The following is a 15,531-nucleotide window of genomic DNA, read 5'->3' as shown; positions in this document are numbered from 1 at the left end:
GATCGCGGATCATTAAGAATTCCTCCATCGTTAGCATTGCCACAACCCTCAAGCACGTGCATGAAGGTTGTCGGGTGGGGAAATGTATCCCGCCGATAGTGGGGAATTTTACACCGCCGTTTACACCTGGCCAAAACCGGGAACGCCTGGCCAAAACCGGGAACGCCTGGCCAAAACCGGGAAGGAGACTGCGATCTGGGATGAGTTCCAGCGGCAGCTCGAGGAGCAGGGTCTCACGATCAAGCGGGGTGTCATGCAGGACGCCTCGTTCATCACCGCCGACCCCGGACACGCCTCTGCCGACACACCCCGGGGCGAGCAGGCACCCTGGATTCCCGCTGACACATAACGATGCCGAGTAATCCCCTGCATTTCTGCCTCTAAAATTTCAAAAGGCTCCCCTGTATAACTTAAATCGATAGATTCATCTCCCGTTATGGGTTATAGACACGTAACGAGGCAGGAACTCGCATGGTGGCAATAGTCTACCAAACGGACAAACGATCCGGGATCACCTACGCCTATCACTCCGTCTCATACTGGGACAAAGAAAAGAAACAGTCACGGGCTCGCCGCACCCTGATCGGGCGGTTGGACAGTGCAACCGGCGAGATCGTGCCTACTGACGGAAGAAACCGAAAGAAGCACGAGGATACGGTATCCGTGAACGATAGACCCGATGCACCTGCAATGAGCCATCGATCCTTTTACGGTGCCACGTACCTGCTCGATGCCATCGGTGAGAAGCTGGGGATCGCGCAGGACGTACACCGGTGTTTCCCCGACACCTACCAGCAGATCCTGTCCATTGCCTACTATCTTATCCTTGAAGACAGCACGCCCTTGTACCGCTTTGAGAAATGGAGCACTCTCCACAAGCATCCGTACGGCAAAAGCATCACCTCGCAGCGCAGCAGTGAGGTCTTCGCCACTATCACCGAGGAGGCCAAACAGCGATTCTTCACCCTCCAGGGAAAACGAAGGCTGGAACAGGAGTTCTGGGCCTATGACACGACATCCCTGTCCAGTTACTCGGAAACACTCCGCCAGGTACAGTATGGCTACAACAAAGAGCACGATCTCCTGCCTCAATTGAAGTTGGCGCTGGTCTTCGGGCAAGAGTCCAACCTCCCGTTCTATTACCGGAAACTCGCAGGCAATATCCTTGATTCCAAGACCATCCGGCATCTGCTCACCGACCTGGATCTTCTCGGCTGTTCGAGGATAAAACTGGTCATGGACCGCGGCTTTTACAGTGAAGCCAACATCAACTGCCTGTACAGGGATCATGTGAAGTTTCTCATGTCGGTGAAGATGTCCCTATCATTTGTCCGAAACGAACTGGACGGGATCTACGACACGTTTCGCAGTTTCGAGCAGTACAACGAGGATTACGAGCTCTACTGCCGAACCGTCCGAACCACCTGGAAGTACGCCCAGAAGCGCCCATACAAGGGAGACACGCTCCAGGAACCGCGTCGCCTCTACATCCACTACTATTACAATATCGCCAAAGCGGCTGAGGACGAGCAGGCCTTTGACCGCCGGTTGCTCGCACTGAAGCAGGAACTGGAAACCGGGGAGCGTGTTCCGGAACACGAAAAACTCTACCAGAAGTATTTCCTCATCAGGACGACGCCCAAACGGGGGACGCACGTAACGATCAGGGAAGAGGTTATCAGCAAAGCCAGGCGCTATTATGGATTCTTTGCCCTGATCACCAATGAGACGATGGATGCGGTGACGGCTCTTGAACTCTACCGCACCAAGGATGTTGTCGAGAAGGCCTTCGGCAACCTCAAGGAACGGTTGAGCATGCGACGGGCTCTGGTGTCGTCCGAGCAGAGCCTTGACGGAAAGCTCTTCGTCCAGTTTGTGGCACTGATCTACCTCTCCTACATCAAAAAACAGATGCAGGTGAAAGGGCTGCTCAAAGACTACACGCTGTCGGGCGTACTGGACAAACTGGATCTCATCGAATGTTTCGAACAGCCGGGAAAAGCACTGCGGGTGGGCGAGATGCTGGATGCGCAACGGCAGCTGTATCTGGATCTGGGGATAGACCCGCCGACCTCGTTATGAGTGGCCGGGAATATAGGAGGCACGGACGCGGCGCAGCCGCGACGGCACCTGGGCCAAGAAGGGCTCGAAATCCCAGTTCGGCTACAAACTCCATATTCTGATGGACAAAGATCACCAGCTCATCCGCCGGATCGAGACCACCACCGCGTCGCTCCATGACAGCAGGATCGATCTCTCCCGGAAAGGCGAAACGGTCTATCGCGACAAAGGCTACTTCGGGGTGAAACCGAAGGCGTCCATGGACAAGACCATGCATCGGGCGACTCGCGGTCATCCGTTGTCGATCAAGGAGAACCGGCGAAATAAAGCCATCAGCAGAACCCGATCACTGGTGGAACGGCCGTTCGCCTGGATGAAACGGGTGCTTAAGGCAGGGCATCTCATGGTCACGACGGTCGCCAGAGTCCATGTCAAGAACACTTTCTCCTGCATAGATTTCAATCTCCGCCAACTTCTTACCCTCAAAGCGCAAGCTGCCGAGCGGTAGCTCTCGAGAAAATCCAAAAGAACCCCTAAAAGCAAGAGTTCAGGAAGGAAGCGGCTCAGCAGTGACGGAACGAAAGAGCAAATCCTTGATGGAAGAGAGGGTTAATCGCAATTCTCTTTTGTCACTGACAGTAGAGATAAACACTCCGACCCTTCATGAGGACGCGAAATAGATCATCCCGCTCGGCAGCATCTCCAGTTCGCTCTCGTCCATCAGTCTCTCGATCTCCCTTTCGATGACGTCCAGCGTCCCTGACCGCGTCACCCTGAACCCCAGCAGCCGGGAGGCCTGCACCGCCAGATCTCTCTTTTCAGTCGAGTGCTGTTTTTCAAGGACGTAGATGATGGCCTCTGCGATCTCTTCGGGGCAGATCCAGGCGATGTTCGGTGCGGAATCGCCGTTGCGTTTTCTCAGCACGGACCTGCATTCCCTATCCCCGTTCGGCCAGAGGAAATCGCCCTTTGCATGAATCTTCTGATCGTATTCCGCACACGAGATGAGATGATCGATATGCTCGCGGATACGGGGGGTCACCCGTTTCATATCGCACTCGGTTCGGAAACGCTGGATCACGGCCTCTTTATGGATCGGCCCCTCAACCTCGACCAGCCTCATGATCGCCTGGATTTTTGTCTCATCGTCGATCTCCATCAGATCGTCCAGGGCAAGGAGGTCGACCAGGGGGCATTTCTCATACTCGGGAATGTCATCGTCGATCGAGCCCGGAAGCAGCAACGATTCAGACTCCGGAAGGTCCGAGGCCAGTTCCTCGGCATCGAGAACGTCGGGGAACGGATCGCTCTCGGGCTCCGGCTCCACCCGGCATCGTGCTGCCTCGACTGCGCCGATGAGAGACGCCCTGGCTTCAGGCGTGTGCCTGTACCAGTCCGTCGACCAGATCCGGTAGATCGTCCAGCCAAGTCCTTCCAGAACCTCCTGCCGCAGCCGGTCACGGTCGCGGGCCACCTTCGACGCATGGTACTGTGCGCCATCGCATTCAATTCCCAGCAGATAACGGCCCGGGCGGTCCGGGTCCGCCACCGCAAGATCGATCCGGTAGCCCGCACATCCCACCTGTTTCTGTACATCGTAACCGCTGTCGCGGAGGAACTCGTACACCGCATCCTCGAAGGGCGAATCGCTCTCACCGCCGGGAAGGTCCCGGGTCTCGAGACTGCCGGTCTCCGCATACTCAAGGAACGCCTTCAGCGCCCGCAGCCCAAACGCTGAGGTTGCGCCTACCGCCAGATCCCGCGCGGTGAAATTGGAGACAATCACGCACTTCTCCCGTGCACGGGTCATGAGAACGTTCAGCCTCCTCTCCCCACCCTCCTGGTTGATGGGGCCGAAATTGTGGGAGAGCTTGTGGTTCTCGTCGAATCCAAAGCCAACACTTACAATGATGACGTCGCGCTCGTCGCCCTGGATCGTCTCGATATTCTTGACGAAAAGGTTCTCGCCTTTTTCACTCCTGAACCGCTGCTCGATGAAGGGGTGCTGGCTCACCAGCACCTCAATCTCTTCCAGCACCGCTTCCTGCTGCCGTACGTTGAGTGTTCCGACGCCGAGCGTCTTCTCCGGGCATCTCTGGAAATGCTCAATGACCATCGCTGCGATGTGGCGTGCCTCCTCCCGGTTCACCCCGCTTCGCCCGCGATCATAGACGGTATCCGGGAGATGGACGAATTTCAGCCCGTGCGTCTCGGCGTCGCAGTTCGGTGAGGGGTAGACGTACAGCTGGTTGTCGTAGAACAGCCGGTTCGAGACCGCGATGAGCGATTCGTGGCGTGACCGGTAATGCCACCGGAGTGTCCGGGTCATGAAACTCTGCCGGCAGAGATTGAGGATGCTCTCCATATCGCTTGCCACGGCGATCTCGTCGAGATCCTCTTCATCGGAGGTCTCGCCTATCGTGTCGAAGAACCGGGTGGGAGGCAGCTGGCGGGTGTCCCCCATCACTACGAGCTGCTTTCCGCGCAGCAGGGCGCCCAGTGCGTCTTCGGGCCGCACCTGGCTCGCCTCGTCGAATAGGATCACGTCAAAATCGGCGGTCCTCGAATCTAAAAACTGGGCAATGGAGATCGGGCTCATCATAAAGCAGGGTTTGATCGCCTGTATCAACCGGCCTGCCCGGGACATCAACTTCCGGATGGGCATGATGTTGCGCTTCTTGTTGAATTCCCCGAGTAAAATGCCTGCTTCAGAGTTCCGTGACGCTCCGGCGGGAATCCGGGGCATGCATGCGTGCGCTCTCGTGTAGAGGCGTTTCTTATTCAGATCAATGAATCGCCTGTCAAGCTCCCTGAACCGTCCGACTCTCTGGTCCTGAAGTTCCTTCATACATTCGGCGAGGATTGGTTCCTCTTCAAAGACTGCTTTCAGCATCCCGTCAGCGTAGGTCCCTTCGAACGTCGGTAGAATATCGCGCCAGTCGATCGCTTCATCCTCGATAGGTTTGATGAACGGTCCTGCAACCGTCCGGAGCGCTCTGCTGCGGTGATGGAGATACTCGCTCCAGTACACGAGTGTCGGCATCGCCGCCTTCCAGACGTCCAGCCGATCGCCGATCGCCCGGTACTCGATGGATCCGAGCTCGCTGCCGAATATCGCCCCAAGATCCGCATTCAGCCGATCTGTGAGCCTGATAAACGAATCGCGGAAGATCGCATCGGCTCGTTCGAGCTCCTGCACCCGGTGCACCAGATCGTCTGCGTAGCCGCCATCGCAGAGAATCGCTATCGTGGTCTCGTTGATGCGTCCGGTAGCGAGCAGCTCCCTGAATGTCAGAATCCAGTCGCGGTAGGTGGCGAGCAGCACGGGATCGGATGCAACGCCCTTCCAGTGAACCCCGAAGAGCTCCGGGCCGGCCTGATCCGCAGCAACTGCAGCAGCCAGCTGATTCGCCTCTGCAACACTCCGGAGATGGCCGAGCACGGTGTCGACGTCCGGAATGACATCGAGTAGATACTGCGGCCCGATTTCGTTATGGATCTTCTGCTTGAAAAGAGAGAACGCATTGAAGTATGTGTCATAGTCGGTCTCGTCGTATGGCTCCGCGAAGATGTCCCTGAGGCTCCGGCGGATGGCCTGGTACTCCCGGAGCGATTCAATCGCTGCCCGCACTTCAGTATAGTGAGATGCAAATTCCGGGTTTAACAGCACTGCAGAGGAGATACCGGGTTCAAGAATCCGGCACGAGCGATCGCCGAGCGGGCCGTCGTGGATCTGCTCCGAGAACAACCTGGCAAGTTCGATCGTGTCCTCCAGCACCGCCGGATCTGACGAGGTGCCGTTCCACAGACTTCCGAAAAACGCCCGGCAGTCTTTATCTGCCTCCTGAAGGGTTTTGGAGATCTCGCGGTACTTCCGAACCCGGGAGAGGTCATGGAGCAGCCGGGCGTCCTCCCCAGGAGGAGATCGGTAGTATGCACAGATCTCGCCCTTCAGCCTTCGATAGCCCGGCAGAATCGATCGGTAAAACTTCCGTGAAAGGGCGTCGAAATCCGCGTGCAGGACTTCGATATCTGCAGTCGTGATCTCCGGGAGAAATGTCGAGTCGATGGCCGCCTTGAGGCTCTGATACTCCCGCAGCAGCCGGAGAACCTCGCGGATACTATCACCCTGCCCGGCCTGGTACGCACCCTTCAGAACCGGCGCAGGGATCCCGGTTTCAAGAATAGCAACCGAATGTTTCGGCAATCTGCCGTTCTTATGCCATTCCTGAAAGAGAAGCGCAAGGGTGAAGAGTTCCTCCAAGAAGTCCGGATCGCTCCCGGTGCCGCTCCAGCGCTGCCCGAAGAGAGCGTATCCGGGCTGATCGAATGCAGTGATCGCATCTTTCAGCTCGTTCTCTTTCATCAGAGAGCCAAGGTGCTGGTGGAATACCGTGAAGCCCTCCGGGAGAGGCATACCACCGTATGCCGGAAGGAATTCGGTGCGGGCCTTTTTCAGGAGCGTGTCGTGCTCGGTGATGAAGCGATCCACATCGGCGCCATAGAGAGAATCCCTGAAAATGCCTGAGTTTGTCTCCCGTAGCGACTGGTACTTCTCGATCTTTCCGATGAGTTCGTCTGCCGATGAGACCTCTAAATCCCATATCTCGGCTCGCAGCATCTCTTCGGTGACCGCTGGCGGATCGATAAGGTGATCGGCGATGTTCCGGACAGCAGCGATATCGTTCCCGCTTGCCGGGGGAGCGATTCCACTCTCCTCAAAGAGAGCCGCCGCAGTTTCCATGCATCGGTCGTATTTCTCGATTGTTTCACGCAAAACACTCTCGATTACCTCACGGTCGGGAGGGAGGATTCGCCCCGGGCTGCAACCGTTCCAGGGATTACCCTTCACGGTGGACAGCAGCGGCAGTATCTCCTGTATTTTTTCAAGGGTGCTGAGTGCCTCCGACCACTGGTCGGTCGAACACCATTCAGCATCCGGAAACGGGACGATCTCCATTTTGCGCCCATGCTGCTGGAAGTACTGATCGGCCTTTGCCTTCAGGGAGAAGAGCTGGAACGGGGTCTGGTTTCGCTCGCCGAAGGGCGTGTGTAGAACCGTTACGTATTCGTTCAGTTGATCTTTGAGGGCCTCGAGTTCCCGGATCTCGTGAGCGAGATCAATGGAACGTGGCACCGGTGAACAGATTGTCCTCTGGAGTTCGTTCAGGACCTCTTTCTTCTTTGCCTTGTGGCTGTGGAGTTCGATACAGAACGTGCCCAGCCCGACGGCGTCAAGGCGGCTCTTCACGACGTCGAGCGCGGCCATCTTCTCGCTCACAAACAGAATCGATCTGCCCATTGCCAGGAGCTCGGCGATAACATTCGCAATGGTCTGTGATTTCCCGGTGCCGGGAGGCCCCTGGACAACCAGGTTCTTCCCTGCTTTGACGCACTCTATCGCTGCAATCTGGGATGAATCCGCGTCTAAAACGATGAATGAGTTTTCGATGTCGACTTTCGTATCGACCTCGTCTTCGGAGATCACAGGGTCATCCGGATCCGACGGCTGCGGTTCGAAGATGGCCTTCACAAGGAGATGATCGGCAGGCGGCTGGTCGTCCGGCCAGGTGGCGGGATCGAGGTCTTTGTACATCACGAATTTTCTGAAGTTAAAGAAATCCAGCACAGTCTCGGTGAGTAGGTTCCAGTCTTTCTGGTCCGCGACTGCCAGTTTTACCGCTGCGAAATAGTCGTCGATCCCCGCCTTCTCTTCCGGCATCTCAAACTCCGGAAGCTCGATCCCCATTTCACCAAGTTTTGCCTGCAACGTAAGCGATGTGGTGATATCCTCGCCCGTCCATGCAAGTGAAAATGCCCTCTTCTTTCCCACCCGTGTCAGTTCAACGGGTATGAGGATGAGGGGCGCTTTGATGATCCTTTTGGGGTCTCGCGGCTCTTTCCACGCGAGGAACCCGAGCGCGATATACAGAACCGAATACCCCTGCTCTTCAAAGACCGAACGTGATTGATTGAATGCGTAAAAAAGGCGGTCCATCAGGTTTTCATAGACATATGGCGTGTTGAGATTGATATCAAAGAAGTGCTCCGGGAACTCGCTGCTGTCGTCGGGCTCTTTCCAGATCGTGGATGGTCGTTCATAAGCTCCGTCAAGGGTTTCTCGGGCGTCCTCGATCACTCTTGCCGGTGAAAAACGCATTGATTTTTCCTGCAGCACCAGGATGTCATAGATCTCCCGGGGGCTTTCGTCAATAACTTCAACAGTTCTCCGTTTCGATGGACGATAGTTCAGCAACTTATTTTTCAGTGTTAAATCAAGCAGATTTTGTCGAAGTATATCTAATTCTCTTGCTGTATTGGTCATGTTATCACGTTCGTCTGGAGCACAATCAATGATTCTTAAAACCTCATGAGGGCGTTGCTGATGTGCAGTTAAATGCTCTCTAGCATGTAAGTTTGCATAAACATTTCTAATTCAGATTATGGTGTTCCGCGCCCGATTGTGCCGGGATCGCCTCCCGCACCTCGCCATGTAATTGTATCAGCTGTTCATCCATGCAGATGACAGGATGAGTCGGGTCAATGGGCTGCTGATAGACCTCTAGCACGTCTTCCATCGCGGCGACAAAGTTCCCATTTTCGTCGGGGGGAATAACACACTGCTTTTTGGCATGTGGCTGGATCACGTTTTTTAACGTCTGTTCGACGGTATCGAGCGAGATCGTATCGACAATCTTCAGTTCTACGAGGCGATCGGCAAGTAACTGTAACATCCACCGGGAACAGCCTTCCGGGGGGGCTGACTACAGGCAATCTGGATCAGGTGAGCCTCTCCGTTGCCATCAAACTTTCGAGGGCGGGAGGATCGTCACGGAGCTTCCGATGGAGCGCTGCCTCGAGGCCCTGGGTGACGAACGCTTTCCGGACGTTGAACACAGACCGGGGGTGACATCGGACGAGGTCAGCAACCTCGTTATCCGATTTGTCGGCATGGAGCAGGATGTAGGCATGCCGGATTGTGGCCGCGGCGGATTTACCGCGGTGGATGATAGATTCAAGGAATGATTTTTGTTCTTCTGAAAGAGAAACGGCATATTCGCTCTTCCCTATGATAATTATATTTGATTCATAATAATACTGCAGTTGTTATAATAATGGGGAACAAAGAGCACTAGGGATAAAATCTACCGTAAACCGGTGCAGCTCTTTGAACTGATTTACCGAATATTACATCAAGAACTTGACTATTATAAGAGATATTACAATACGAATTTCCGTTATCCTGTCCATAGGATTCTCTATCCTGCGGAAAGCTAGCATAAGCAGTATCGGGTAATATACGGCCGTTAATTACTGGTGGAAATAATTGTATATTTCCCCCTGGCATTTTGGACAATTCAAAATCATCACGACCAAAAAATTCGAAAAAAGAATATATGCTAGCGTCAATATGCAGACCTTTGTTTTCAAAACGGAGTGCTCCAGAATAATATTCTTCAACGTTTTGGTGATCAAAAAGAAATAAACCAATCCATGTCCCCTTATTATTCATAAAATGTTCTGTATCCAGTTTTATAAGTTTCAATGTGTATTTTCCTCTATTCCATTTGAATTTCCGGCGGGTACTTATAAAATCACCCTCATATGTAGCAGTTTCCCACCAAGAAAATTCTGTTCTTCTGATATCAGCTGGGTTTGTGGAGTGCCAACGTGAAAAAATCAGACCTTTCCCTTGTGAACCAACATTAGGATTGCTGACATCTGATTGTATTCCACAATAAAAATCAATATCTCCGAGTCTACCACCCAGAAGTGCAAGGTAAAAGCGTGAACCTTCTGGAACATCTTTGATTACATTGAATGTAATTGCAATTGACTCCATTTCTTTTATCTTTGGATAGTTCCAGAATATGTCGACCATATGGAAGGGACATTTTATCATAAAAATGGATTTTTCAGAATTCTAATTAAATGTTTCTCAAGAAGACGCTGAAAGGAAGGACATCAAAATCATTTGACTATTTTATAAGCTCTAAATCAGAAAAAATCCTAAATTCGAGGTTAAATCCACCTTTCGCAGTAAATTCCACCCCAGGTAGAATAATCAAACCGCAAGATCTTTGTAATTTTCCGAAAAATCTCTTTTTTTGTTATACTGTTGTGATATCACTCAGAGTAAAATCATCACACTTATAGCAACCGAATAACAATACGAGGATATCGGTCTATCGTACAGCACATCCATGAGCAGTTTCAGATATCACGGCCGGTATCCAGCGTTTCAGAAAACGCAACGGAGGAACGTAATACATGCCGAGAACAATTGAGGGAAAAACTGCTGTGGAGTGGTGTAGCGAGGGCTCTGATCTTCACCATCTGGACTGCTATGACGAGGCGTTCGAGTGCTACGAAAGGGCACTCATTATTGACCCGAAAAATGCATACGCCCGCATTGGCAAATGCGTGCTGCTCGAAGCACTTGCCCGGTCCGATGAGGCGATCGAATGCCTCGACTGCGACAGTGGGGTGTTCGAACGCATCGACCAGGCAGTTCAGGTAAATTCGAATGATGCATACGCATGGTACTGGAAAGGCACTGCGACTAAAATTGTTCATCTCCTTGACTATGACGAATTTGACTGGGACGATGAACAGTTGCTGCAAGAACTCGACGACGAGCAGAGCCAGTGCTATAACCGGGTGCTCCAGATCAACCCGAATGACCCGTACTTATGGCACAGCGTCGGCAGGGAATTCTACGTTCTCGAACGACCCAATCCCGAGGTGCTCAAGTGTTACGACCGTGCACTTGAGATCGATCCAAGCTATGCATACGCATGGTACAGTAAGGGCGACCTGTTCTACAACGGTGGTTGGTATGATAAAGCGGCCACCTGCTATGACCAGGCAACCCGGTTCATGCCAAAATTTGCAGAAGCATGGTACTGGAAAGGCGGAGCGCTTGGATACCTGAAACGCTATGCTCAAGCAGTCGAGTGCTATGATCGGGTGCTCCAGATCGAGCCGGACAATGATGGAGCATGGTACTGGAAAGGCAACGCGCTCTACAACCTCGGGTGCCGCAGCGAGGCGCTCACCTGCTTTAACCGGGCACGTGAGATTAACCCCAATTTTCCCATGGAGATCCCCCCTTGCTGAATTTCATACTGCTGTGGAGTGGAATACGAAAGGTTCTGATAGCAGTAAGCAGGGTCGTTATACAGCGGCGCTCGAGTGCTATGACAAGGCGCTCGAGGTCGACCCGAGATATGCTGCTGCATGGTTTGATAAAGGTGTCACGCTCGGAAAGCTCAAGCGCTACGACGAGGCGATACAGTGCTTTGAGCAGGCGCTCGAAAATGACCCGAAGAATGGAGAAGCATGGATCTGGCGCGGTTTTATGCTCGACAACCTCGACCGTTACAAAGAGGCGATCGACTGCTACGCCCGAGCACTCAAGATCGAACCGAACAACGCAGTCGCATGGTTTAGCAAAGGGATTGCGCTCACCAATCTCAACCGCTACAAAGAGGCCCTTACCTGCTTTGACCGGACACTCGAAATTGACCCGTATCACCCTCTCGCAAAAGACAACCGGGAAGCTGCGTTGAGAAATATCAACACGAGACGATGAGGACAGGCCGGCAACACCTTGTCTCTGAAGTACGCCGCTGCACTTGAGGTGCTGGAGGATGCCCTCGCCAGGGTCGAGATAGCCCTCACGTTCTGCAGGGATTTTCCCGGCGCACGGGAGTTGAAATGGGAGATTCTGGAGAAACTCGGTCGATAAACTGGATTATCACCGGCGTCTGTCCGGTAGGGTTTTCCCCCACAGCCGGATGGGTATCTCATCCGGTAACGTTAGCAGCCGAAAGACACCCAATACCGTTACCCATAAAGAAAAATGCCCGGGTAACGTTACCCGGCCGGCTGCATGCCCTGACTGGGGAACACTACCTTAATGTAGGATGACGTCCCACCTCGGTTCTAGAACCCTACGGAGGTTCATTGTATGAACAGAGGTTGGAGAAGACTAGAATCCGACCTCAGTCAGGGACGCTCCTTAGCAGCATGCTGTTTTTGCATTCCCATCGCCTACCAAGAGGATGATCTGGAACCTCCCCTCCTATCGCTCCAAAATAACCCCAAATCCCCGCCGGTTTCCGATTTTACCGAAAGCCCCCGATCCCAAATCCCTTCACGAAAAGTTACCGCAGCATATCACTCCGATTCCCGAAAAACGGCAGGATCAGAGGGCAATCGCGGCGATATGAGGGCGAGTAATTCCCGGACGATGTTGGGTATGGCCCGCCCCGAGATCGTCCATCTGAGGGCTTCTGTGAGGGTCGTTTTCTCGAAGGATTCAGCCCGGATTGCTGATATATAAACGTTACTGAACCAATTCTGTATCGTACCCATTCACCTGAGACTCCCCACCCGCAATTACCGGGGTGCATTCGTTCCGGCCATCATACCATCCGCCATCCTCTCTTCCGATCGAACGGCCGGACGCAATTCAGCACCATTCCTCCCGCCCGGGAGCGAAGCCCTTGATACTCATCTAGATGAGTACGAACCACGATGAGGGAGTTCGTCGACCGCGAGACCGGGCGTGCTCTCCTCGAGGAGGAGTGGCGATGGGCCGGGGAGCGGCCGCGAACCTGACGGAAGAAGAACTGCAGGAATCGCTGCAGACGGATCCGGCTGCGTTCAACGATGCCATGGTACACGATACCGTCACGCTCACTGCTCCTCGCCGATCTTCGTGCGTCGCCCCTCGAGATCGTGATAGAGGCTATGGCCGTTCATGATGCAGAGCACGACACCTCCTCGTGCCGGCTCACGTGCCGTGAACTGTCCGGCGAGATCTCCTCCGGTCACGTTCCGCCATGCTGCAGTCAGGATCACTACCGTTTTCTCGTGCTCTTTCGCATGTACCGTTTCTCCGGAGTATGCCCTCCGGCATGAGCGGCTCGAGCATGCACGTCGGCCTGCTGTACTGGCATATCGGCGACCGAATCGGCAGGGACGTTCTCAAGAAAGAACGAGCGCCATACGGGAAGAGAATTCTTTCGACAGTATCGAAAGAATTGATAGCCGGGTATGGGTCCGGATACCGTCAGCCGAGTTTGAGGAGTTTGTCGGCGATCACATGCGCCTCGATGCCGCCGTGCCGAGGCTCATCACCATCGGAGAAGCGGTGAAGTATATTTCTGTCGCGGCAGAGGCGATGATCCGGGAAGAGGCGGCGTAGCCTGGTCGCATCGCGCACCGTTACCATCTCGGCCGCCGATGATAGATCTGCTCTTTACAATTGCTCATAGATCCGCAGGAACTCTTCGCACGCAATTCCCGCCTGCGTACAGATGGTTCGCAGGGTAGAACCTTTGAGTTTCGGATGATTCGGCATTGTGAGCGGCGTCGTTGTGCCGTCCGGATTGCTGCGGGCGAGTGCGATGTGGGCGCCTGACCTTCCACTTCTCCCGCATCCACTCACCCCGGTTCGTGACGGTAATCCCGGTGCTGTCAACGGCAATGATCACGTCCTCGGCAAGGAGCTCGGGAGTGACCTTCAGGGAAGGTCTATCTGCTGGATCCGGCGGTAGGGCATCAGGAGAAAGGTGTGGATGCAGGCCATCCATGCGATGAACGGTTCCGGATACTGATACGGACGGCCGCGCTTCCCGGCATTCATCTCCGCAAGCAGGTCGTCCCACCGACCGATGAAGTCAAGCGCGATGGAGAGTTCACCCCGCCGAACCAGCCGCTCATTATATACTCCAGTCGCGAGTGTCAGGGCACGGTCGTCCCCAGCGTTCGTTCTGAGCCATGGAGGGGCAGCAGGGGCGGCCGTCACCTTCACTTTTGTGGTCGAGTGACCGGAGTTAGTCAACACGGCAGGAACTTCGGAACGCATTAATAGGATATCCCGATGTAATCATGCTACTCCTGCCGCGGCACGCAGGCGGTGCCTCCCGCTCTTCCCCGGTCAGGTTCTCTCGAGAGTGGTGGATGTCCATGGGATCGTATCGAACGTCGCTCATCGTCGGCTCTATTCTCCTGGTCATAGTGGGTCTTCTCTGTGCCCCCGCTGCAGCGCGGGTCGGGCTGAAGGGCATTCAGAGCGGCGATACCATCTACGTCGGTGAGGAGAGCCTCGATCTGACCGGGCTTGACCCGGCGGTCGCCCGCCTCGTCCACCCCGACAACAGCATCACTGTGACGGACCCGGACAACTTCGGCCTCCGTGCGGCGGACGTCGGCACGGTCACCGGCACCTATGCGGCGCAGGATGCGGCCGGCCCGGTTCCCGGCAGCCCGTTCGTCGTTGTCGACGTTCCGTCCGTGACCCTTGACATCGTCCTGAACGATACCGCAAACTCCGTGGACGGCATCTCCGTTACCCGCGACCGTCCGCTTGCATTCAGGCTCGAGAATAACCTGAACGGACTCCACGGCGGGCCGCCGTCTGCCTCGGTGGCCATCGAGACCACCCTGCCGAACGGCACAACGGTGACCTCCTTCGGCGGCCGCAACCTCTCGTCGGTTCCCGTCCGTGCGTCGATGCTCTTTATCCCCGGCATCGACCTTGCCGGTGCCGAACCGGGCACCTACACCGCCCGGGCGGTCTGGACGGACGGAACCGGCCTTGCGGGCAAGGAGTATGACTCGAACACCGTCAGGTTCGAGGTCCTCGACCCCGCCCGGATCACCATCACGGTGAACGTCTCGGGTTCCGGCACCTATGCTCTCGGTGACGAAATCGTGCTCAACGGGACATGCGACGGCGGCACTGCCCTGTATCTCTTCCTGACCGGGCCGAACCTCGGGAACGGTGAACGGCTCGATATGGGCTGTCCAGTGACGGACGGCAATGCAACGACCTTCACCAGGGTCTTCGTCGAGGCCAACGATACCTGGGAGTACCGGTGGGACACCGCCGCACTCCACGCGGTGATCGATCCCGGCATCTATGCAGTTCATGCCACGCCGGAACCCCGGGATGCCGCAAACCGTGCGCAGCACGCCGTGGTGGGCGTCATCTTTGCGATGCCGACGGTGACCGCGTCGGTCGCCCCGGGCGATCCGCTCGTCATCTCCGGCAACGCCTCGGGAAACCCGGGGAACGTCTATGTCTGGATATTCGGGCAGAACCTCCGCGTCTTCAGCGATCCTGCGGGCGTCGCGGCGAACGGCACCTTTGCCTACACCCTCAGCCCGCCCGAGACCGCCCGTCTGGCTCCCGGTCGGTATGACGCCGTCATCCAGCACCCGATGATGGACAGCGAGCAGAGTGTCCGCTTCGTGCCCCCGGGTTCCATCAGCGAGCCCGGCAGGGCGCCGGTCAGCCTGGAGGGTCTGACCCCGTCCGATGCGGAGGCTGCGCTGAAGGATGCCTTCAACGCACCCGCTGTCGACGACACCTTTGCAGAGGTCACGTTCCGGATCGCCGACTCCCCGGATACGGCCGATCGGTGAGATCCTGTTCCTTGCCGTCAGAAAAGCGGT

Annotated in this window: 10 protein-coding genes and 4 pseudogenes; 8 read left to right on the top strand and 6 right to left on the bottom strand. The window is 55.3% G+C overall.

Annotation, left to right across the window (positions count from 1 at the left end; all coding sequences use genetic code 11):
* Window positions 1-157 precede the first annotated feature (157 nt).
* The 3 genes and pseudogenes from FGU65_RS02965 to FGU65_RS02955 all read left to right on the top strand — a co-directional run.
* Window positions 158-325: pseudogene (locus FGU65_RS02965) on the top strand (IS5/IS1182 family transposase); the annotation flags it as partial.
* A 146-nt stretch (window positions 326-471) separates the two neighbouring features.
* Window positions 472-2,082, top strand: a complete 1,611-nt coding sequence (locus FGU65_RS02960) for an IS1634 family transposase (protein ID WP_301662903.1) — start codon at window positions 472-474, stop codon at window positions 2,080-2,082.
* Window positions 2,083-2,098: 16 nt separating this feature from the next.
* Window positions 2,099-2,569 (top strand): annotated as a pseudogene (locus tag FGU65_RS02955) (transposase); the annotation flags it as partial.
* Window positions 2,570-2,722: 153 nt separating this feature from the next.
* On the opposite strand, the gene FGU65_RS02950 reads toward FGU65_RS02955, so the two are convergent.
* From FGU65_RS02950 to FGU65_RS02940, 3 genes are all read right to left on the bottom strand, one after another.
* The gene (locus tag FGU65_RS02950; protein WP_301662902.1) at window positions 2,723-8,386 is read right to left on the bottom strand and encodes a DUF3320 domain-containing protein; all 5,664 of its coding nucleotides are present in this window, start codon (window positions 8,384-8,386) and stop codon (window positions 2,723-2,725) included.
* A 106-nt stretch (window positions 8,387-8,492) separates the two neighbouring features.
* Window positions 8,493-8,795, bottom strand: a complete 303-nt coding sequence (locus FGU65_RS02945; protein WP_437344429.1) for a hypothetical protein — start codon at window positions 8,793-8,795, stop codon at window positions 8,493-8,495.
* A gap of 398 nt (window positions 8,796-9,193) precedes the next feature.
* A complete protein-coding gene (locus FGU65_RS02940) occupies window positions 9,194-9,943 on the bottom strand; it encodes a hypothetical protein (RefSeq protein ID WP_301662901.1) in 750 nt (249 codons plus the stop codon).
* A gap of 389 nt (window positions 9,944-10,332) precedes the next feature.
* On the opposite strand from FGU65_RS02940, the gene FGU65_RS02935 reads away from it, so the two are divergent.
* From FGU65_RS02935 to FGU65_RS02925, 3 genes are read left to right on the top strand one after another with little or no spacing between them, the layout of a single operon-like run.
* Window positions 10,333-11,181 (top strand): tetratricopeptide repeat protein, encoded by an 849-nt coding sequence (locus FGU65_RS02935; RefSeq protein ID WP_301662900.1) that lies wholly within the window; start codon window positions 10,333-10,335, stop codon window positions 11,179-11,181.
* A gap of 13 nt (window positions 11,182-11,194) precedes the next feature.
* Window positions 11,195-11,656, top strand: coding sequence for a tetratricopeptide repeat protein (locus FGU65_RS02930; RefSeq protein ID WP_301662899.1), 462 nt, complete (start codon window positions 11,195-11,197; stop codon window positions 11,654-11,656).
* An 18-nt stretch (window positions 11,657-11,674) separates the two neighbouring features.
* A complete protein-coding gene (locus tag FGU65_RS02925) occupies window positions 11,675-11,812 on the top strand; it encodes a hypothetical protein (RefSeq protein WP_301662898.1) in 138 nt (45 codons plus the stop codon).
* A 953-nt stretch (window positions 11,813-12,765) separates the two neighbouring features.
* Here FGU65_RS02925 and FGU65_RS02920 read toward each other — a convergent pair.
* Window positions 12,766-12,930 (bottom strand): hypothetical protein, encoded by a 165-nt coding sequence (locus FGU65_RS02920; protein ID WP_301662897.1) that lies wholly within the window; start codon window positions 12,928-12,930, stop codon window positions 12,766-12,768.
* Here FGU65_RS02920 and FGU65_RS15975 point away from each other — a divergent pair.
* Window positions 12,912-13,151 (top strand): annotated as a pseudogene (locus tag FGU65_RS15975) (DUF1016 N-terminal domain-containing protein); the annotation flags it as partial. The gene FGU65_RS02920 and the pseudogene FGU65_RS15975 sit on opposite strands and share 19 nt — an antisense overlap.
* Window positions 13,152-13,330: 179 nt before the next feature.
* Here the strand turns inward: FGU65_RS15975 and FGU65_RS15970 are convergent.
* Together FGU65_RS15970 and FGU65_RS02910 are read right to left on the bottom strand one after the other, a co-directional pair.
* Window positions 13,331-13,519, bottom strand: a complete 189-nt coding sequence (locus FGU65_RS15970; RefSeq protein ID WP_301662928.1) for a type II toxin-antitoxin system HicA family toxin — start codon at window positions 13,517-13,519, stop codon at window positions 13,331-13,333.
* A pseudogene (locus tag FGU65_RS02910) lies at window positions 13,485-13,794 on the bottom strand (IS5/IS1182 family transposase); the annotation flags it as partial. The gene FGU65_RS15970 and the pseudogene FGU65_RS02910, both read right to left, overlap by 35 nt.
* Before the next feature lie 246 nt (window positions 13,795-14,040).
* Between FGU65_RS02910 and FGU65_RS02905 the strand changes: the two are divergent.
* Window positions 14,041-15,501, top strand: coding sequence for a DUF3821 domain-containing protein (locus FGU65_RS02905; protein ID WP_301662896.1), 1,461 nt, complete (start codon window positions 14,041-14,043; stop codon window positions 15,499-15,501).
* Window positions 15,502-15,531 lie beyond the last annotated feature (30 nt).

The organism is Methanoculleus frigidifontis (genome assembly GCF_030464345.1).
GTDB lineage: Archaea > Halobacteriota > Methanomicrobia > Methanomicrobiales > Methanoculleaceae > Methanoculleus_A > Methanoculleus_A frigidifontis.
The sequence above is the reverse complement of the archived record's forward strand: the minus strand, read 5'-3'. Positions and strand labels throughout refer to the sequence as shown.

Bases quoted from the DNA above. Each gene is read 5' to 3' on its own strand.
- FGU65_RS02960 (WP_301662903.1), top strand. From the start codon at position 472: ATGGTGGCAATAGTCTACCAAACGGACAAACGATCCGGGATCACCTAC.
- FGU65_RS02940 (WP_301662901.1), bottom strand. From the start codon at position 9,943: ATGGTCGACATATTCTGGAACTATCCAAAGATAAAAGAAATGGAGTCA.
- FGU65_RS02935 (WP_301662900.1), top strand. From the start codon at position 10,333: ATGCCGAGAACAATTGAGGGAAAAACTGCTGTGGAGTGGTGTAGCGAG.
- FGU65_RS02945 (WP_437344429.1), bottom strand. From the start codon at position 8,795: ATGTTACAGTTACTTGCCGATCGCCTCGTAGAACTGAAGATTGTCGAT.
- FGU65_RS02905 (WP_301662896.1), top strand. From the start codon at position 14,041: ATGGGATCGTATCGAACGTCGCTCATCGTCGGCTCTATTCTCCTGGTC.
- FGU65_RS02950 (WP_301662902.1), bottom strand. From the start codon at position 8,386: ATGACCAATACAGCAAGAGAATTAGATATACTTCGACAAAATCTGCTT.